This is a genomic window from Photorhabdus bodei (assembly GCF_003287735.1).
In the GTDB taxonomy this organism is placed as follows: Bacteria; Pseudomonadota; Gammaproteobacteria; order Enterobacterales; family Enterobacteriaceae; genus Photorhabdus; species Photorhabdus kayaii.
Genome location: NZ_NSCM01000002.1, coordinates 242477 through 261790, shown reverse-complemented (window position 1 = coordinate 261790; position 19314 = coordinate 242477). Strand labels below are relative to the sequence as shown.

15 protein-coding genes are annotated in these 19314 nt (G+C 43.7%); 9 read left to right on the top strand and 6 right to left on the bottom strand.

The features are described 5' to 3' along the window. Positions 1-175 precede the first annotated feature (175 nt). A complete protein-coding gene (icd, locus tag CKY02_RS03115) occupies positions 176-1429 on the bottom strand; it encodes an NADP-dependent isocitrate dehydrogenase (RefSeq protein ID WP_112877755.1) in 1254 nt (417 codons plus the stop codon). 139 nt (positions 1430-1568) lie between these two features. Here icd and rluE point away from each other — a divergent pair, with 139 nt between their 5' ends. The 8 genes from rluE (at position 1569) to CKY02_RS03075 (ending at position 9451) form a co-directional block, all read left to right on the top strand. After that, positions 1569-2198: a 23S rRNA pseudouridine(2457) synthase RluE gene (gene rluE / locus CKY02_RS03110; protein WP_112894188.1), complete on the top strand. Its 630-nt coding sequence runs from the start codon at positions 1569-1571 to the stop codon at positions 2196-2198. After that, positions 2191-2640, top strand: coding sequence for an NUDIX hydrolase (locus CKY02_RS03105; protein ID WP_112894187.1), 450 nt, complete (start codon positions 2191-2193; stop codon positions 2638-2640). Before rluE ends, CKY02_RS03105 begins: the two co-directional genes overlap by 8 nt. Positions 2641-2724: 84 nt before the next feature. Next, the gene (mnmA, locus tag CKY02_RS03100) at positions 2725-3828 is read left to right on the top strand and encodes a tRNA 2-thiouridine(34) synthase MnmA (protein ID WP_112894186.1); all 1104 of its coding nucleotides are present in this window, start codon (positions 2725-2727) and stop codon (positions 3826-3828) included. A 2-nt stretch (positions 3829-3830) separates the two neighbouring features. Further along, positions 3831-4457, top strand: coding sequence for a high frequency lysogenization protein HflD (gene hflD, locus CKY02_RS03095; protein WP_112894185.1), 627 nt, complete (start codon positions 3831-3833; stop codon positions 4455-4457). A 23-nt stretch (positions 4458-4480) separates the two neighbouring features. Then, the gene (gene purB / locus CKY02_RS03090) at positions 4481-5851 is read left to right on the top strand and encodes an adenylosuccinate lyase (protein ID WP_112894184.1); all 1371 of its coding nucleotides are present in this window, start codon (positions 4481-4483) and stop codon (positions 5849-5851) included. A gap of 243 nt (positions 5852-6094) precedes the next feature. After that, entirely contained in the window at positions 6095-6763 is a 669-nt protein-coding gene (gene phoP, locus CKY02_RS03085; protein ID WP_011147027.1) for a two-component system response regulator PhoP, read from the top strand. Between the two features lie 19 nt (positions 6764-6782). Next, on the top strand, positions 6783-8246 hold the full coding sequence (gene phoQ, locus CKY02_RS03080; protein ID WP_112894228.1) for a two-component system sensor histidine kinase PhoQ: 1464 nt from the start codon (positions 6783-6785) through the stop codon (positions 8244-8246). 83 nt (positions 8247-8329) lie between these two features. Beyond that, positions 8330-9451: a ribosomal protein uL16 3-hydroxylase gene (locus tag CKY02_RS03075; RefSeq protein ID WP_112894183.1), complete on the top strand. Its 1122-nt coding sequence runs from the start codon at positions 8330-8332 to the stop codon at positions 9449-9451. 251 nt (positions 9452-9702) lie between these two features. Here CKY02_RS03075 and pepT read toward each other — a convergent pair whose 3' ends face one another. The 5 genes from pepT to lolC form a co-directional block, all read right to left on the bottom strand. Next, the gene (gene pepT, locus CKY02_RS03070) at positions 9703-10968 is read right to left on the bottom strand and encodes a peptidase T (protein WP_112894182.1); all 1266 of its coding nucleotides are present in this window, start codon (positions 10966-10968) and stop codon (positions 9703-9705) included. A 55-nt stretch (positions 10969-11023) separates the two neighbouring features. Further along, positions 11024-11875, bottom strand: coding sequence for a Sir2 family NAD+-dependent deacetylase (gene cobB, locus CKY02_RS03065; protein ID WP_112894181.1), 852 nt, complete (start codon positions 11873-11875; stop codon positions 11024-11026). A gap of 92 nt (positions 11876-11967) precedes the next feature. Then, complete coding sequence (lolE, locus tag CKY02_RS03060) at positions 11968-13215, bottom strand: lipoprotein-releasing ABC transporter permease subunit LolE (RefSeq protein WP_112894180.1); 1248 nt, start codon at positions 13213-13215, stop codon at positions 11968-11970. Then, positions 13215-13919: a lipoprotein-releasing ABC transporter ATP-binding protein LolD gene (lolD, locus tag CKY02_RS03055; protein ID WP_112894179.1), complete on the bottom strand. Its 705-nt coding sequence runs from the start codon at positions 13917-13919 to the stop codon at positions 13215-13217. Before lolD ends, lolE begins: the two co-directional genes overlap by 1 nt. Beyond that, complete coding sequence (gene lolC, locus CKY02_RS03050) at positions 13912-15114, bottom strand: lipoprotein-releasing ABC transporter permease subunit LolC (RefSeq protein WP_112894178.1); 1203 nt, start codon at positions 15112-15114, stop codon at positions 13912-13914. Before lolC ends, lolD begins: the two co-directional genes overlap by 8 nt. Before the next feature lie 197 nt (positions 15115-15311). On the opposite strand from lolC, the gene mfd reads away from it, so the two are divergent. Next, the gene (gene mfd / locus CKY02_RS03045) at positions 15312-18758 is read left to right on the top strand and encodes a transcription-repair coupling factor (protein WP_112894177.1); all 3447 of its coding nucleotides are present in this window, start codon (positions 15312-15314) and stop codon (positions 18756-18758) included. Positions 18759-19314: the final 556 nt, after the last annotated feature.

The window sequence follows — 19314 nt, the reverse complement described above, 5'->3', positions numbered from 1 at the left end:
ATAACCACCTGAAAACAGAATAAAAAACCAGCTAAAGCTTTATTTAGGAAGAAAATACATAAAATTGCCTTTATGGCAGTTATCCAAAAAGCTCCGTCAGTGAAGTGATCCTCTATAGCAGTTAGAAAACCTCACGGAAGCATTAACTACCGTGAAGTTTTCGCAAGATGGCAGATTACATATGCTGAATAATCGCGTCACCAAATTCACTGCATTTCAGCAGCTTAGCACCTTCCATCAGACGTTCGAAATCATAAGTCACGGTCTTCGCAGCAATCGCGCCTTCCATACCTTTAACGATCAGATCCGCGGCTTCTGTCCACCCCATGTGACGCAGCATCATTTCAGCGGAAAGAATCACAGAACCTGGATTCACCTTATCCTGACCGGCATATTTAGGTGCTGTACCATGAGTCGCTTCAAACAGAGCACATTCATCACCGATGTTTGCTCCCGGAGCGATACCAATACCACCAACCTGAGCAGCTAGTGCATCAGAAATATAGTCACCATTCAGGTTCATACAGGCGATAACATCATACTCGGCAGGGCGCAACAGAATCTGTTGTAGAAACGCATCTGCGATGACATCTTTGACAATGATCTCTTTACCGTTTTTCGGATTTTTAATTTTCACCCAAGGACCGCCATCCAACAGTTCACCGCCGAACTCTTCACGAGCAAGCTGATAACCCCAGTCTTTGAAAGCACCTTCGGTGAACTTCATAATGTTGCCTTTGTGAACCAGAGTGACAGATTCACGGTCATTATCAATTGCGTATTCGATGGCAGCACGAACTAAGCGTTTAGTGCCCTCTTCAGAACAGGGTTTCACACCGATACCACATTGCTGTGGGAAACGGATTTTATTGACGCCCATCTCTTCTTGCAGGAATTTAATCACTTTATCCGCTTCGGCAGACCCCGCTTTCCATTCAATACCGGCGTAAATATCTTCCGCGTTTTCACGGAAAATAACCATATCGGTCAATTCAGGTTGTTTGACCGGGCTTGGCGTTCCCTGGTAATAACGAATAGGACGAAGGCAAACATACAGATCTAATTGCTGGCGCAATGCTACGTTCAGAGAACGAATACCGCCACCAACCGGCGTCGTCAGAGGACCTTTAATGGCGACGCGATATTCACGGATCAGATCCAACGTTTCATCCGGCAACCAAACATCTTTACCGTATACATGAGTCGATTTTTCACCGGTGTAGATTTCCATCCAGGAAATTTTACGCTCACCCTGATAAGCTTTCTGAACCGCTGCATCAACAACTTTCAACATTGCAGGGGTAACATCGACACCAATCCCATCCCCTTCGATATAAGGGATGACCGGGTTATTCGGAACAATCAGTTTACCTTTAGCGTCGACTGTTATTTTTTTACCTTCCGCCGGAATAACTACTTTGCTTTCCATTAACCTCTCCTTTCAAGTAAGCGTAATACCTTGTTAATTTTTTGTAAGGGACGTGTCAATACTACTTGAATATTCTGCGAACGCCAATTGATAGCAGACTAATGTATAATACCCCTTCCATTTTATTCAGTGATCTATGATGACAAATTTCGCTATTAAAAAACACAAACTTAACCGATTCAGCCAAAGAAAAATATCGCATTCTGTCAAAAAACCAACAGTACCTCGTCGAGTGTTGATATTTAACAAACCCTATGATGTTTTACCCCAATTCACTGATGAAATGGGCAGAACAACGTTAAAAGATTTTATCCCGTTCCCTAATGTGTATGCTGCCGGGCGTTTAGATCGTGACAGTGAAGGATTATTAATTCTGACGAATGACGGTAAACTTCAAGCACAGCTAACCCAACCGAATAAAAAAACAGCCAAAGTTTATTATGTGCAAGTTGAAGGCGTTCCAGATGAAATCTCTCTCAATAAGTTACGCAATGGCATCATATTAAAAGATGGGCCTACCCTACCCGCAGGTGTCGAGTTAGTTCATGAACCGACATGGCTCTGGAATCGCCATCCACCGATTCGTGAACGTAAAAATATTCCGGTAAGCTGGTTAAAAATAACACTTTATGAAGGCCGAAATCGTCAAGTGCGCAGAATGACAGCACATATCGGTTTTCCTACACTTCGGCTGATTCGTTTTAGTATGGGAAACTTACAATTAGGCAAGATGGAACCCGGTGAATGGAAGGAGATCAATTTTGTTTAGCCCCCACATCACAGTTGCCTGTGTTGTCCATGCCCAGAATAAATTCCTGGTAGTTGAAGAGACAATTAATGGCAAAGCAGTATGGAATCAACCCGCTGGTCATCTTGAGGCTGGTGAAACATTGTTACAAGCGGCGGAACGCGAATTATGGGAAGAAACCGGTATTCAGGCTAAGCCGCAAGCACTGCTGAAAGTTCATCAGTGGGTTGCACCAGACGGCACCCCCTTTATCCGTTTTCTGTTTCTGGTTGAAATGGAACAACAAACAGTAACCCATCCACAAGACCATGATATTGACTGTTGCCATTGGGTTACAGCAGAGCAAATATTCAGTAGCCATTATCTTCGTTCTCCACTCGTCGCAGAAAGTATTCGCTGTTACCTTCAAAACAAAAAGCATCCTCTCACCCTACTGGATAGTTATGTTTCTCCGTTTATTTAATAACAAAACAGTGATACGTTTGATGCACCCCGATTTGCAACGTGTTAAAGTACGGCGCTTGTTTTTTTCTCCAGTGAGATTCCCATGTCAGATAACAGCCAGAAAAAAGTCATTGTCGGCATGTCCGGCGGTGTAGATTCTTCCGTTTCCGCCTATTTGCTACAACAGCAAGGTTATCAAGTGGCTGGCTTGTTCATGAAGAATTGGGAAGAAGATGATGATGAAGAGTACTGTTCAGCCGCGACTGATCTGGCTGATGCCCAATCCGTTTGTGATAAGTTAGGCATCGAACTTCATACCGTCAATTTTGCCGCCGAATATTGGGATAATGTTTTCGAACATTTTCTCTCTGAATATAGAGCAGGCAGAACACCTAACCCAGATATTCTATGCAACAAAGAAATTAAGTTTAAAGCATTTCTGGAATTTGCTGCTGAGGATTTAGGCGCGGATTACATCGCAACAGGTCATTATGTTCGCCGCAGAGATATTAACGGTAAAAGCCAATTATTACGGGGGCTGGATAATAATAAAGACCAAAGCTACTTCTTATACACGTTGAGCCACCAGCAAATTGCTCAAAGCCTATTTCCGGTCGGTGAACTGGAAAAACCGGAGGTCCGTCGTATCGCTGAAAAAATTGGTCTGGTGACGGCAAAGAAAAAAGATTCCACCGGTATCTGTTTTATTGGCGAGCGCAAATTCCGTGACTTCCTTGGCCGTTATTTACCAGCCAAACCTGGCCCGATTATGACAGTAGATGGAGAATCCCTTGGTGAACATCAGGGGCTGATGTACCACACACTGGGTCAACGTAAAGGTCTGGGAATCGGTGGAACGAAAGAAGGCAGCGAAGAGCCGTGGTATGTCATAGATAAAGACGTTCAGAACAATATCCTGATCGTGGCACAAGGGCATGAACACCCTCGTTTAATGTCTACCGGCCTTATTGCTCAGCAACTTCACTGGGTTGACAGACAGACATTAACTGAAGAAATCCATTGCGTCGTCAAAACACGTTATCGTCAGCAAGATATTCCTTGCACTGTCACCCCCATAAACGAAGATAAAATAGAAGTCCGTTTTGCTAACCCTGTCGCCGCAGTCACCCCCGGCCAATCAGCCGTCTTTTATCAGGGTGAAGTTTGTCTTGGCGGTGGAGTGATCGAACAACGTTTGCAGGAGTAATTGTGGCAAAGAATTATTACAACATTACACTAGCGCTGGCGGGAATTTGCCAGTCAGGTCGCTTGGTACAACAACTTTCTCATGAAAACCAGTGTGATACTGATGCTGTCGCCACTATGGTTAATAGCATTTTAAACACCAACCCGGCATCTGTTTTAGATGTGTTCGGCAATCATGAACGCAATCTGAAAATTGGGCTGAACGCAATGCTAGGGATGTTTAATAGTTCTAACAATGGTATTTCTGCCGATCTTACCCGCTATATCTTGAGTCTGATAGCATTGGAGCGCCGGCTAATTAAAAATCAGGCAGCTTCCGATGCATTGGGTAACCGTATCAGTTTACTAGAACGTCAACAGGCATATTTCGAACCCATGTCAGAAGGGATGTTCAACGCGTTGGCCGGTATTTATGTCGATGTTATCAGCCCATTAGGTCCACGTATCCAAGTGACTGGTTCCCCTGATATTCTGCGCAATCCACTTGTACAAGCGAAAGTCCGGGCTATTCTACTGGCTGGCGTCCGTTGCGCGGTCTTATGGCAACAAGTTGGCGGTGGTCGCTTGCAATTAATGTTTTCTCGTCAACGCCTGATCCAACAGGCGAAAGATATTCTTTCTCATTGTTAAATAAAATCCGGGAGTTGCTACCAATGGAATTATCCTCACTGACTGCTGTTTCTCCAATCGATGGCCGTTACGGCGATAAAGTCAGCGCATTACGTACCATTTTTAGTGAGTTTGGCTTACTGAAATTCCGCGTGCAGGTTGAAGTACGTTGGCTGCAAAAACTGGCAGAATGTGCTGAAATTAAAGAAGTTCCCGCTTTTGATACAGACGCAAACGCTTACCTGAATGAAATCATCGCAAATTTCAATGAACAGGATGCAATGCGTATTAAAACTATCGAACGCGCCACTAACCACGATGTCAAAGCAGTGGAATATTTTCTGAAAGAGAAAGTTGCGCATATTCCTGCACTACATCAAGTTTCTGAGTTTATTCACTTTGCCTGTACTTCTGAAGATATTAACAATCTAGCTTATGCGCTGATGCTACAAACAGCCCGTGAAGAAGTACTTTTACCTCAATGGCGCCAGATGATTGATACCATCAAAAAAATGGCGAGTGAATATCGAGACTTACCCCTGTTATCTCGCACTCACGGCCAACCAGCCACACCTTCCACGGTTGGTAAAGAGTTTGCCAATGTTGCTCACCGAATGGAACGCCAGTATCGTCAACTGGAACAAGCCGAAATACTCGGCAAAATTAATGGCGCCGTGGGTAACTATAATGCCCATATAGCCGCTTACCCACAGGTTGATTGGCATCAGTTTAGTGAAACTTTTGTGACTTCACTCGGCATCACATGGAATCCATACACGACCCAAATCGAACCCCATGATTATATTGCTGAATTGTTCGATACCATCGCCCGTTTCAACACGATTCTGATCGATTTCGACCGTGACATTTGGGGTTACATCGCACTTAACCATTTCAAACAGAAAACAGTTGCCGGTGAAATCGGTTCTTCCACTATGCCACACAAAGTCAATCCAATTGATTTTGAAAACTCTGAAGGCAATTTGGGGCTGGCAAATGCGGTATTTGGTCATCTGGCAAGCAAGTTACCGATTTCCCGTTGGCAACGAGATCTGACTGATTCAACCGTATTACGTAACCTTGGTGTTGGCCTGGGATATGCTCTGATCGCTTATCAAGCTACGATGAAAGGCTTAAATAAGTTGGAAGTCAATGAGCAGCACTTACTGGATGAGCTAGATCAAAACTGGGAAGTGCTTGCTGAACCTATCCAGACAGTAATGCGTCGCTATGGTATCGAAAAGCCTTATGAAAAACTCAAAGAACTTACCCGTGGCAAACGCGTCAATAGTGAAGGAATGAAAACCTTTATCGATGGGCTGGATTTACCGGAAGAAGAGAAAATACGACTGAAAACCATGACGCCGGCAAATTATATTGGCCGTGCAATTACACTGGTTGATGAATTGAAGTAGTTGATATTCAACAGACGGATAAAACATCCGTCTGTTGCTACTCTTATATAAACCAATCCCAAACATACTTTAAAGTTATATTCTCTATTTCCACTTAACGTCTTGCTGTTACAGATCCATGTATCTAACATATTCAGCCAGAACCATGACATTGAATTTTTTACCGGCAGTTTTGTCTATATAACAGTCCGAATGAATTGATTATTACAATAACTGCCTGCTGGAGTTGAGAAGGATTATTCCATGCGGATATTGATCGTTGAAGACAACATGTTACTGCGTCACCATTTAACGGTACAGCTTCGCGACACCGGTCATCTAGTTGATGCCGCTGCAAACGCCAAAGAAGCCGATTACTATCTGGTCGAGAGCGAACCCGATATTGCCATTGTTGATCTTGGTTTGCCCGGAGAAGATGGTTTGAGTTTGATTCGTCGCTGGCGCCAAAAAGATGAAAAACTCCCCATTCTTGTTTTGACCGCCCGCGAAAGCTGGCAAGAAAAAGTCACGGTTCTTGATGCAGGAGCAGATGATTATGTTACCAAACCCTTTCATCTTGAGGAAATTATTGCCCGTATGCAGGCACTCCTACGCCGTAATAATGGGCTGGTTTCTCAGATTATTGAATTTCCACCTTTCAAAATTGATCTGTCACGCAAGGAATTTACAGTTTACGGGGAGAGCGTCAAACTAACGGCGTTTGAATACCGAATCATTGAAATACTGATGTGTAATAGTGACAAAGTTGTCACTAAAGAGTCATTAATGCGCCAATTATATCCCGATGCTGAATTACGCGAAGGTCACTCCATCGATGTCTTAATTGGCCGACTAAGAAAAAAAATATTAGATATTTGGCCTTATGAAGCTATCGTGACTGTCCGGGGCCAAGGCTATCGCTTTGATGTGTAAAACTTTCATGGGTAAAAAAGTGCTTAAGCACAAAAAGCAGCCTTTCTCACTCCGTACCCGGTTTTTAATGGCAACGGCTGCTGTTATTCTTGCTCTTACCATGTCTTACGGTATTGTTGCCATTGTCGGTTACCTGGTCAGTTTTGATAAAACCGCTTATACACTGCTACGCAGTCAGAGTAATCTATTTTTCAGCCTTGCTCAGTGGAATAACAATCAGCTGGATATTTCAGTACCCCCCAATTTCACATTGAATAACCCATCATTGGTTCTGATTTATAACAACAAAGGTACCATCCTCTGGCGTCAACACCATATCCCAAAAGTCGAAAACTCTATTCCTAGTGAATGGTTAAAAGAAGACGGTTTATATGAACTGGATACTGATCTAAAAAGCAGCCGGGATTTGCTAAAAAACTCGGCTAACACACAAGGACAATTAGGTAAACTTAATTCACTTGACGAAAATGAAGATAATGAGCTAACTCACTCCGTTTCTGTCAACAGATATAGTGCGACAGCTCATTTGCCAGCGTTAACGATTGTAGTCATCGATACCATTCCACAGGATTTACAAAAATCGGTTCTGGTGTGGGAATGGTTCGGTTATGTATTAATTGCCAATCTTATTCTGGTTATCCCATTAATCTGGCTGGCAGCACACTGGAGTTTACGGCCAATTAAATCGCTTATTCATCAGATCAGTTCATTAGAAAAAGGTGAACGGGAAAAACTGGATGAAAACCCACCGACAGAGCTGCGGGGGCTAGTTCGTAACCTTAATGTGTTGCTCAATAATGAACGCAATCGCTATACAAAATACCGAACAACACTGGCTGATCTGACACACAGCTTGAAAACGCCACTGGCTGTTTTACAATCAACTCTCCGTTCTTTGCGTGACAGCAAACAAATGACTATTCAACAGGCAGAACCCATCATGCTTGAGCAAATTGGCCGTATTTCTCAGCAGATAGGCTATTATCTGCATCGTGCCAGTATGCGCAGTGAACACAGCACTATTATGCGGAAAATCTCTTCTGTCCCTGCTTTACTAGATAGCCTGTGCAGCGCTTTAACAAAAGTCTATCAGCGTAAAGGTGTCAGTCTCACGTTAGATGTCTCACCGGAGATCACTTGGCTTGGTGAGAAAAATGATTTTATGGAAGTCATGGGTAATGTGTTGGAAAACGCCTGTAAGTACTGCCTTAAATTTGTTGAGATCTCTGTGACGATTGATCACGATTCGGTAATGATTATTGTCGATGACGATGGTCCAGGGGTGCCAATTGAAAAATGGGACATGATTTTCCAGCGAGGTCAACGTGTTGATACTTTGAAGCCTGGTCAAGGGCTTGGATTGTCAATTGCTTCTGAAATTATCGAACAATATAAAGGCGATATCAGTATCAGTGACAGTCCACTTGGTGGTGCCAGAATTTGCGTTATGTTCCGATGCCAGCAAATTAATGACGATGATTAGTTAAATATGCCAGTGTAGTCTGATACTGAGTTTAACTATTCGTTATAATACCTTGAAATTCACTTCACACTCAGGATGTCACTATGGACTATCAGTTGAATCTGGACTGGCAGGCATTTTTGCATAATCATTGGCAAAAACGGCCTTTACTGATTAAACAAGGCTTCCGTCAATTCATTGATCCCCTCACTCCCGATGAACTCGCGGGGCTGGCTATGGAAAATGAAGTTGACTGCCGTCTGGTCAGCCAGAAAAATGGCCGTTGGGATGTCTCTCATGGTCCATTCGAAAGTTACGATCATTTAGGTGAAAAAGAGTGGTCACTGCTGGTACAAGCGGTTAATCACTGGCACCATCCTTCCGCCGCATTAATGCAACCATTCCGCGTATTATCTGACTGGCGGATAGATGATCTGATGGTCTCCTTCTCCGTTCCCGGTGGTGGTGTTGGTCCGCATCTAGATCAATACGATGTGTTTATCATTCAAGGAATGGGCCGCCGTCGCTGGCGCGTTGGGGAAAAGCTACCAATGGAACAACGCTGCCCTCACCCCGATCTATTACAGGTCGATCCCTTTAATGCCGTTATTGACGAAGAGATGGAACCAGGTGATATTCTCTATATCCCACCAGGATTTCCTCATGAAGGTTATTCCATCGAAGATTCACTAAATTATTCAGTTGGTTTCCGCGCCCCCAATTCCCGTGAACTGTTCAGTAGCTTCGCCGATTATGTGCTGGCTAGTGATTTAGGCAGCTATCGTTATAGCGATCCCGATCTGACTTTCCGCGAAAATCCGGCGCTGGTCCAACCGCATGAACTATCAGCGCTACACACCATGATGAACGAGTTATTAGCACAGCCTGACACTTTCCAGCAATGGTTTGGTGAATTCATCTCTCAGTCACGGCATGAACTTGATATTGCTCCACCAGAGCCACCTTATGAAAGTGATGAAATTTATGAATTAATGAAACAAGGTGAAAATCTCCACCGCCTTAACGGATTACGGGTTATCCGGGTTGGTGATCAGTGCTTTGTTAACGGTGAATTAATAGATACACCTCATATTAAAGCGGCTGATGTTCTTTGCCGCCATTATGAAATTAATGCAGAAATGCTTGGTGAAGCGATAGATGATGTTCGTTTTATCAGACTGCTCACCGCATTGGTCAATAGTGGTTACTGGTACTTTAATGATTGATACCTCACCTCAAGAGGTTAATTTCAATAAGGTTGATTTCAATATAGTTATCAAAGGCCATTAATTTGTTCAACGTCTAAACTCGTTATTAACTCACGGCCTGGTGACTAACTCTCCCCACTAAATCACAAGTGATTATAGTGGGGGCTTCTTAAGTTCGCTTCGCTCTCAATTAGCATTCAGGAAGGAGAATTCCGCACAGTTTGTTAAGAACTTGTAGTGCCCGGATTTGCCGTTAATATCCGATCAAATTAACTAGTGCTGCAAAACGCCTGACTCATTTCCGACTTTTTAGACAACAGTGCGGTTAATTCAGCAATACGTATGACAACACTTACAGCCTGCTCCATTCCTTCCAACGAAACAAATTCATGTTTGCCATGATAATTATACCCCCCCATGAATATATTCGGGCAAGGTAAACCACGAAACGACAATTGTGCGCCATTAGTACCACCACGAATCGGTTTAATAACGGGTTCAATATTACAATCCAGCATTGCTTGTTTGGCAATCTCAATAACATGCGGATATTTGATAACTTCATCATGCATATTGTAATAATTGTCATCGATAGTCAGTTCGATATAACAACCCGGATGCAGCCCCTCACCGGCTTTTTCAGCAATTTTAATCATCTTCTTTTTACGTTTTTCGAAGTTATTCCGATCAAAATCACGAATGATATAGTGCATTTCAGCACACTCAACCGTGCCTTTAATACGTTGCAAATGATAGAAACCTTCATATCCATCGGTATGTTCCGGTGTCTCTTCCGATGGCAATGCTTGATGGATATGGATCGCCAGTGATAAAGCATTGATCATCACATTTTTAGCACTACCAGAGTGAACATTATTACCAACAATCTTAACGGTTACTACCGCTGCATTGAAATTTTCAAATGCCAGTTCACCTACACCACCACCATCTACGGTGTATGCCCACTCAGCATCAAATGAATTAATATCAAAATAGCGTGCTCCCTTACCTATCTCCTCATCAGGTGTAAACGCAATTCGAATATCACCATGTAAGATATTGCTATTTTTCAGACGAACCATTGCAGTAATGATTTCTGCAATACCCGCTTTATCATCGGCACCAAGCAGCGTTTTACCATCGGTGGTAATCAAGGTTTTCCCCAACATATTATGCAAGATAGGAAACATAACCGGCGATAACACTTCATTACCCGCACCCAGAGCAATTTCACCACCTCGATAATTTTCCAACATTTGTGGACTTATATTTTTCCCAGAAAAATCAGGTGAAGTATCAAGGTGAGCAATAAAACCGATAGCAGGTACAGGCCAAGATGTATTGGCAGGTAATGTTGCCATAACACAGCCATGAGCATCCTGTACCACATTAGAAAAACCTAATTCGATCAACTCCTGTTTCAGCGCTTTGGCGAGTTCGAGCTGCCCATGACTACTGGGAATCGTCTTTGCTGACGGCTTTGACTGAGTATCAAAAGATATGTATTTAAAAAAACGTTCTAGTAATCTGTCCATTATTCTCTTCCCCCAGGGATTTAGCTACCCATTATGAGGAAGAGAAACACAATAATTATTGCGTTAAATCAGCTTTAAATTCTTTAATACTCTCAATTAACCTTCGAGCATACTCATCTACTATCTTACTGGCTGGTCCATAATGCTTTTCATCAAATAAACTTTCTACTTGACTCGGTTCCAGGTTCAGCTCTACCGTGTGTGCCCCTGCCAGTTTAGCTTCATGTACAAATCCAGCCGCAGGATAAACATGACCAGAGGTGCCGATAGCGATAAAAATATCTGCCTGAGCCAGTGCAGAATAGATCCGTTCCATCTCCAAAGGCATTTCACCAAACCAAACAACATGTGGACGCAATGGCGAGGGGAACTGACAACAATGGCAACGTTCATCTGTCGTCAAATCGTCTGTCCACTCAAACACTTGCCCAGATTGGCAACAACGAATTTTGAACAACTCACCATGCATATGCACCGTGCGATAGCTGCCTGCCCGCTCATGAAGATTATCGATATTCTGAGTAATCAACAAAAAATTATCGCCAAGCTCATGCTCCAGCGCGGCTAAAGCATAATGCGCTGCGTTCGGTTTTATTTCTGATTGCTGAAGTTGATGACGCCGGGCATTATAAAATGCCTGCACCAATTCAGGATCCTTCTGAAATCCCTCAGGTGTAGCAACATCTTCCACCCGATGTTCTTCCCACAACCCATCAGAGGAGCGGAAAGTCCGAATACCCGATTCGGCCGAAATACCGGCTCCTGTCAATACCACAATGTAAGGTTTTTTCATATTAATCGCCAAACGATTATCCCTATAAAAAATCCGGCTACGAAATCTCTGCTGTCTCAAACGCTTAACCTTACGAAGCCGACCAAGCCGACTAAGCCGACGACAAACTCGCATACTGATTTCCTTCAAGATTTCTTAAATATTGCTTAGGTTTGTATTTTTTATACCATAACGTTTTTGATTAGCCCATGCCAATAATAGATTAATTATTTTCCACTTAAAATTCGTGCCGGATCAAGTCTACTTGCTCGTCTCGCCGGATACCAACTGGCTAATAAACTCAGAATCAGAGCCGTCGCCAGAACATACAGAACATCCATGCCATGTAACTCAGATGGCAGGAAATCAATGAAGTAAACATCACCGGAAAGAAATTGATGCCCGATCAGCTTTTCCAGCCCATGAATAAGCGCCGTCAGATTCAGTGATGCCAACACGCCAGCTATAGCACCGGCAATACTGCCCGTCATCCCCGTCAGTAACCCATACCAGAGAAAAACCGCTCTAATTTGCCTATCCTTAGCGCCGAGGGTTCGCAGGATAGCAATATCACCGCTTTTATCTTTTACCGCCATAATCAGGGTAGAAACGATATTAAAACACGCCACGCCAATCACCAGAATCATCGCCAGATACATAATGCTACGTACCATCTGAATATCATGATACATATAGCCATAATTTCTTATCCAACTGCTGATATAGACATATTCCTGTGATGCTTCCCCGGCAAGCCTTACTCGTTGATCAGCGGCAAACACATCATCAACCTTGATCGCAATGCCAGTGATCCCTTGCCCATAATCCAAATATTGTTGAGCATCGGCCAAAGGGACCAAAGCCAAACTATGATCAAGCAAACCACTCAATCGAAAAATTCCGCTAACTTGTAAACGAATCCGTTTTGGTTGCAACAATTTCATTTCGGGATCATTGTTCGGGATCATAACAGTCAGCCAGTCACCCTGTTTAACCTTCAAGGCATTAGCGACTCCCTGCCCCAGAATGACCTGTTGATGACCCGCCTGAAAATTTTGCCAAGCATTATCTTGTACAAATTGTGGTAATGAGCTGACCTGAGCCTCAGTGGTTAAATCAACCCCTTTCACCTGAACCGCATGCAAGCTGGCACCTTTTTCCATCAATCCAGTGAAAGTAATATAAGGTGAAGCAGCAACCACACCGATAGTGTTTTTTACCCGTTCCAATGCAGGCTGCCACTGTTCAAAAGGCTGATGAACCGTATAAATTTCACCATGAGGAACAACAGAAAGGATGCGGTTTCTCAATTCTCGTTCAAAACCATTCATGGCACTTAGACCAATAATGAGAACAGCGACACCAAGCATAATCCCTAGCGTAGAAATCACAGAAATCAGAGAGACCATACCGCCCCGGCGGCGCCCGCGACTAAATCGCAAGGCAGTGACCAAAGAGAGAGGCAAATTCGCCATTACAACACTCCCGTCACGGTCAATTCATCCTGTAAATAACCATCACGCATCTCCACCTGACGATTTAATCTGCCAGCGAGATTCAAATCATGGGTGACAACCAGAAATGCCGTGCCTTGCTGCCGGTTAAGCTCACCCAGTAATGCAAAGATGCTATCTGCATTACGTAAATCGAGGTTACCGGTAGGTTCATCCGCTAAAACTAAAGAAGGTTCATTAACCAACGCTCTGGCAATTGCCACACGCTGGCGTTCTCCCCCTGACAATTCTGATGGACGGTGATGAGCGCGCTTCTCCAAACCAACAGCCGCCAGCATTTCGAATGCTTTCTTCCGTGCCTGACCGCGATTTTTACCGCCGATCAACAGTGGCATAGCGACATTCTCGATCGCATTAAAATCTGGCAACAGATGGTGAAACTGATAAATAAAGCCCAATTCATGATTTCGCAGTTCTGCTCTGGCTCCAGAGGACATTTTATTCAAAGAGTGCCCTTTAAAAAGGACTTCACCAGAAGTCGGTGTATCCAACCCACCAAGCAAATGCAGAAGCGTACTCTTACCTGAGCCGGAACTTCCCACAATCGCCATCATTTCACTCTGATTGATAGCAAAAGTGACATTTTTCAGCACTTCGGTCAGTACTTGACCTTCCTGGTATTTTTTACACAGATTATTACACAACAATAGTGGTTGATTATTCATAACGCAAAGCCTCAGCAGGTTGGATGGCAGCAGCACGCCAGGAAGGATATAACGTAGACAATAGGGCAATCGCCATCGCTGAAATTGCGATTGTAGCAACCTGTAGCGGCTCAATGGCAACAGGCAGCTCAACACCTGAGGTCAATAAGCCAATAAGTGGCATTAAGTTATTAAGCTGACTGGAAAGCAGAACACCAAGCCCAGTTCCCAGTAAAGTGCCGATGATCCCGGCTCCCGCTCCCTGGATCATAAAAATCGCCATAACCTGACGACGTACCAGTCCCTGTGTCTGCAAAATCGCCACTTCTCCCTGTTTTTCCATTACCAGTAAACCAAGCGAAGTGATGATATTGAATGCAGCCACGGCAATAATCAGGCTTAACAATAAGCCCATCATATTTTTTTCCATCCTGACCGCTTGGAAAAATTCACCTTTACGTTCGCGCCAATCCTTCCATAACAACCCTTCTGGTAGGGTTTGTAAGCTCAAACTATCTACAGCCAATGGTTCTGAGAGATAGAGACGCCAGCCAGTAATGTGACCTGGCGGATAGCGCATCAGACGAGCAGCATCTTGCTGATTAACCAGAATCTGTGTGCCATCGACTTCGCTATTAGACGCAAAAGTGCCAATAACAGTAAATAGACGCTGACTGGGAATACGCCCCATTGGTGTCAACTGACTTGCACCAGGTACCATCAGGCGAATGCGATCACCGCGTTTTACTCCAAGCTCCCCGGCCACTCTTTCGCCCAAAATAGCATTGTAGCTACCGGGTGCAAGTTGATGACGATAAGCGCCGGTTAAATATTCAGTCAGCGGTTCATATTCATCAAAAGCGATACCCAACATTACACCAACACCGACATTCCGGGCGCTTTGCAATACCACATCACCCATCACCAATGGCGTAATCCTGTTAACCTGCTTTAGATCCGCAAGTTCACTGGCAGGATGCGCTTTTGGGTCTAGCGAGCCATTTACCGACGTCACAACCGCCTGTGGCATAAAACCAAGAATACTGGTTTCCAATGAACGCTCAAAACCATTCATCACGGACAATACTGTAATTAATGCGGCAACACCGAGAGTAATGCCAATTGCTGACAGCCAAGAAACAAACCGACCAAATTTATCAGCCGCCCGACCACGCATATACCGCAAACCTATAAATAATGAGACAGATTGAAACATGAAATCTGTTACGCCCCTGTTGCCAAAGCAAAGTGTTCGGGGATAATAAAGGGTAGTTATATTTTATGGAACCACCAACATCCAGATTCTGTGGTTTTTTTATTTTCTCTCAACCAGCCAGCGTGTTTACTCGAAGACCACTATGTGTCGAAAGCCTGTTGGGAATGGACTGAATCATAGAGAACACATTTACGCCTATGTCCTCAAAATATCGTTATAAACTTCCCGAACGTCGCGGTGATAACCGTCAATTAGGCCAACTTACTGGCGCAGCTTGCGCTGTAGAGTGTGCTGAAATTGTCGAACGCCATCCAGGCCCTGTCGTACTGATAACCAAGGATATGCAAAACGCCTTACGTCTGCATGATGAAATCCATCAGTTTACCGACTGCTCTGTTGATCTCCTTTCCGATTGGGAAACACTGCCCTATGACAGCTTCTCTCCTCATCAGGAAATCATTTCCAACCGTCTGTCTACACTTTACCGTCTGCCGACGATGACCAAAGGTGTTTTAATCCTGCCGATAAATACCTTAATGCAACGGGTTTGCCCTCATGAGTACCTTAACGGGCATGCACTAGTTATGCATAAAGATCAGAGGCTCTCACGAGATAAACTCCGTACTGAATTAGAACAAGCTGGCTATCGTAGTGTCGAACAAGTTCTTGAACACGGCGAATTCGCTACTCGTGGCGCACTACTTGATATTTTCCCAATGGGAAGTGAGCATCCCTATCGTATTGATTTTTTCGATGATGAAATCGATAGCTTACGCATTTTCGATGTTGACAGCCAACGCACGCTGACTGAGGTTAAACAAATCAACCTACTGCCTGCTCATGAATTCCCAACAGATAAAGAGACTATTGAACTGTTTCGCAGCCAGTGGCGGGAACGTTTTGAAGTCCGTCGTGACAATGAGCATATTTATCAGCAAGTCAGTAAAGGTACGTTACCGGCCGGGATAGAATACTGGCAACCGTTGTTTTTTAGCCAACCCTTGCCTTCATTGTTTGATTATCTACCCGACAACACCTTGCTTATCAGTCAAGAGATAAACCATTCCGCTGAACGTTTTTGGCAAGACATTCAACAACGCTTTGAGAGCCGTAAAATTGACCCAATGCGCCCTCTCTTACCCCCAGAAGAGCTTTGGCTTCCGGTTGATAATTTATTCTCAGCGCTAAAAAACTGGCCCCGCATTCAACTTAAAGCAGAAGAATTGAGCAAAAAAGCGAGTCACGTAAATCTTGATTATCAACTGCTGCCCGATCTCTCCGTTGTTGCGCAAAATAAGGCACCTCTGGATAAGCTTCGCCGTTTCCTTGAACAATTCAGTGGCCGCGTTATTTTCTCTGTTGAGAGTGAAGGACGGAAAGAAACGTTACAGGAATTATTGTCACGAATAAAGATTAAACCCATTAAAATCAGCAAATTGTATCAAGCACAACAGCCAGGTCACTTTTTGATGATTGGTGCCGCTGAACATGGTTTTATCGATACAAAGAATGAACTGGTTCTAATCTGTGAAAGCGACATGCTTGGTGAACGTGTTGTTCGCCGCCGTCAAGATACCCGACGCACGATTAACACCGATACCCTGATCCGTAACCTTGCAGAATTACGCCCCAGCCAGCCAGTGGTCCATTTGGAACATGGCGTTGGCCGTTACCAAGGGCTAACTACGCTAGAAGCAGGTGGTATCAAAGCTGAATATCTGATCTTAAGCTATGCTGGTAACGACAAACTTTATGTTCCGGTCTCTTCCCTGCATTTGATCAGTCGCTACGCAGGTGGTGCTGATGAAAATGCCCCATTACATAAATTGGGCGGAGAGGCATGGAACAAAGCCCGCCAGAAAGCTGCCGAAAAAGTACGCGATGTGGCTGCGGAGTTGCTTGACATTTATGCTCACCGCGCCGTAAAACCAGGATTTGCGTTTAAACATGATTGGGAACAATACCAATTATTCTGTCAAAGCTTTCCATTTGAAACAACTCCAGATCAGGAACAGGCAATTAACGCAGTTCTGAATGATATGTGTCAGCCAGTCGCTATGGATCGCTTAATTTGCGGTGATGTAGGCTTTGGCAAAACCGAAGTTGCAATGCGCTCCGCATTTCTGGCAGTCCATAATGACAAGCAGGTGGCGGTCCTGGTTCCGACAACCCTGCTGGCTCAGCAACATTTTGATAATTTCCGCGACCGTTTTGCTAATTGGCCTGTACGTATTGAGATGATATCCCGTTTCCGCAGCGCCAAGGAACAGCAACAAGTCGTTGAAATGGCAGCCGAAGGTAAAGTCGATATTATTATTGGCACACATAAACTGCTACAAAGCGACTTGCGTTGGAAAGACCTTGGTTTGCTAATTGTCGATGAAGAGCACCGGTTTGGTGTTCGCCACAAAGAGCGGATCAAAGCCATGCGTGCCGATGTCGATATTCTGACCCTCACCGCAACCCCAATTCCACGAACGCTCAATATGGCAATGAGTAGTATGCGGGATCTCTCAATTATTTCGACCCCCCCCGCTCGCCGTCTGGCCGTCAAAACTTTCGTGCGCGAGTATGACAGTTTGGTGGTACGAGAAGCCATACTGCGTGAAGTTTTGCGCGGTGGTCAAGTCTACTACCTCTATAATGATGTTGAAAATATTGAGAAAGCGAAGCTGCGTCTTGAAGAATTAGTACCAGAAGCACGGATCGCCATTGGTCATGGGCAGATGCGTGAACGGGATTTGGAACGGGTGATGACCGATTTCCATCATCAACGATTTAATGTTCTGATTTGTACCACCATTATTGAGACAGGCATCGATATTCCAAGCGCCAATACCATCATTATTGAACGTGCTGACCATTTTGGCCTAGCCCAACTACATCAATTGCGGGGGCGTGTCGGACGTTCTCACCATCAGGCTTATGCTTACCTGCTGACACCACATCCGAAAGCAATGACAGCCGATGCACACAAACGTCTGGAAGCTATCGCCTCCCTTGAAGATTTAGGTGCGGGTTTTGCACTGGCAACTCACGATCTTGAAATCCGTGGAGCCGGCGAACTCCTAGGTGAAGAACAAAGTGGTCAGATGACAACAATTGGCTTCACTCTCTACATGGAGCTGTTAGAAAGCGCTATCGATGCATTAAAAGCAGGCCGAAAACCTTCACTTGAAGACTTAACCAATAGTCAAACTGACGTTGAATTGCGGATGCCTATTTTGTTACCTGATGATTATATTCCTGATGTCAATATGCGTTTGTCTTTTTATAAACGTATTGCCAGCGCCAAAAACGCATCAGAATTAGCAGAATTGAAGGTTGAATTGATAGACCGGTTCGGCACATTACCTGATCCGGGGCGCCACTTATTACAATCAGCAGCCATTCGCCTGTTAGCTCGGAAATTAGGTATTAAACGAATAGAAGCCCATGAAAAAGGAGGGTTCATTGAGTTTAGTGAGGAAAATAAAGTTGATCCAACTTATCTTATCGGCCTGTTACAAAAACAACCTGAAATTTATCGCTTGGACGGCCCCGCTAAACTGAAATTCATCACTGATCTGAACGAAAGAATGACACGTCTGGAATTTATTCAGCAATTACTTGATACGTTTGAACATCATCAAATCCATTCTTAAACCACTGTTAACTTCCCCTATGATTGATTACCAGTCTGTGGGGAAGTACTGCAATTTAACTCACATTGCATAACTGCTTTTTTCTACGTCACCCCGCCAAAATCGAGACCAATATTCATTTGTACTATTGAATAATTATGCTGTGATTTATTCATCAATATTTATTCTAAGATAACATTCATATGATATGAATATGAAATGAAGATTACTAATTTGATTGGATTATAGGACAATTTTATTTACGAAAGATAATAACTAGATATAGTCATAATAATGGTCTTTATGATCAACCTCATGCAGTAATTTACTGCAATGATATCTTCCCCCATTAAATTCATAATTTTTACTTATACAAAAATCACATCATATAATTATTAACAATATATTAATAGAGAAAAAATGCCTTATTTACCTTATTCAGAATCAATTTCAGAAAAAAATGACCAATATAAAATTAACCTCAATCTCATTTCACATCGCTCATTTAACTTTAACTAGTGCCTAATTGCAGTGATCGTACCAGTTAACGAATGTTTTAATAACCCTATTAAACGGT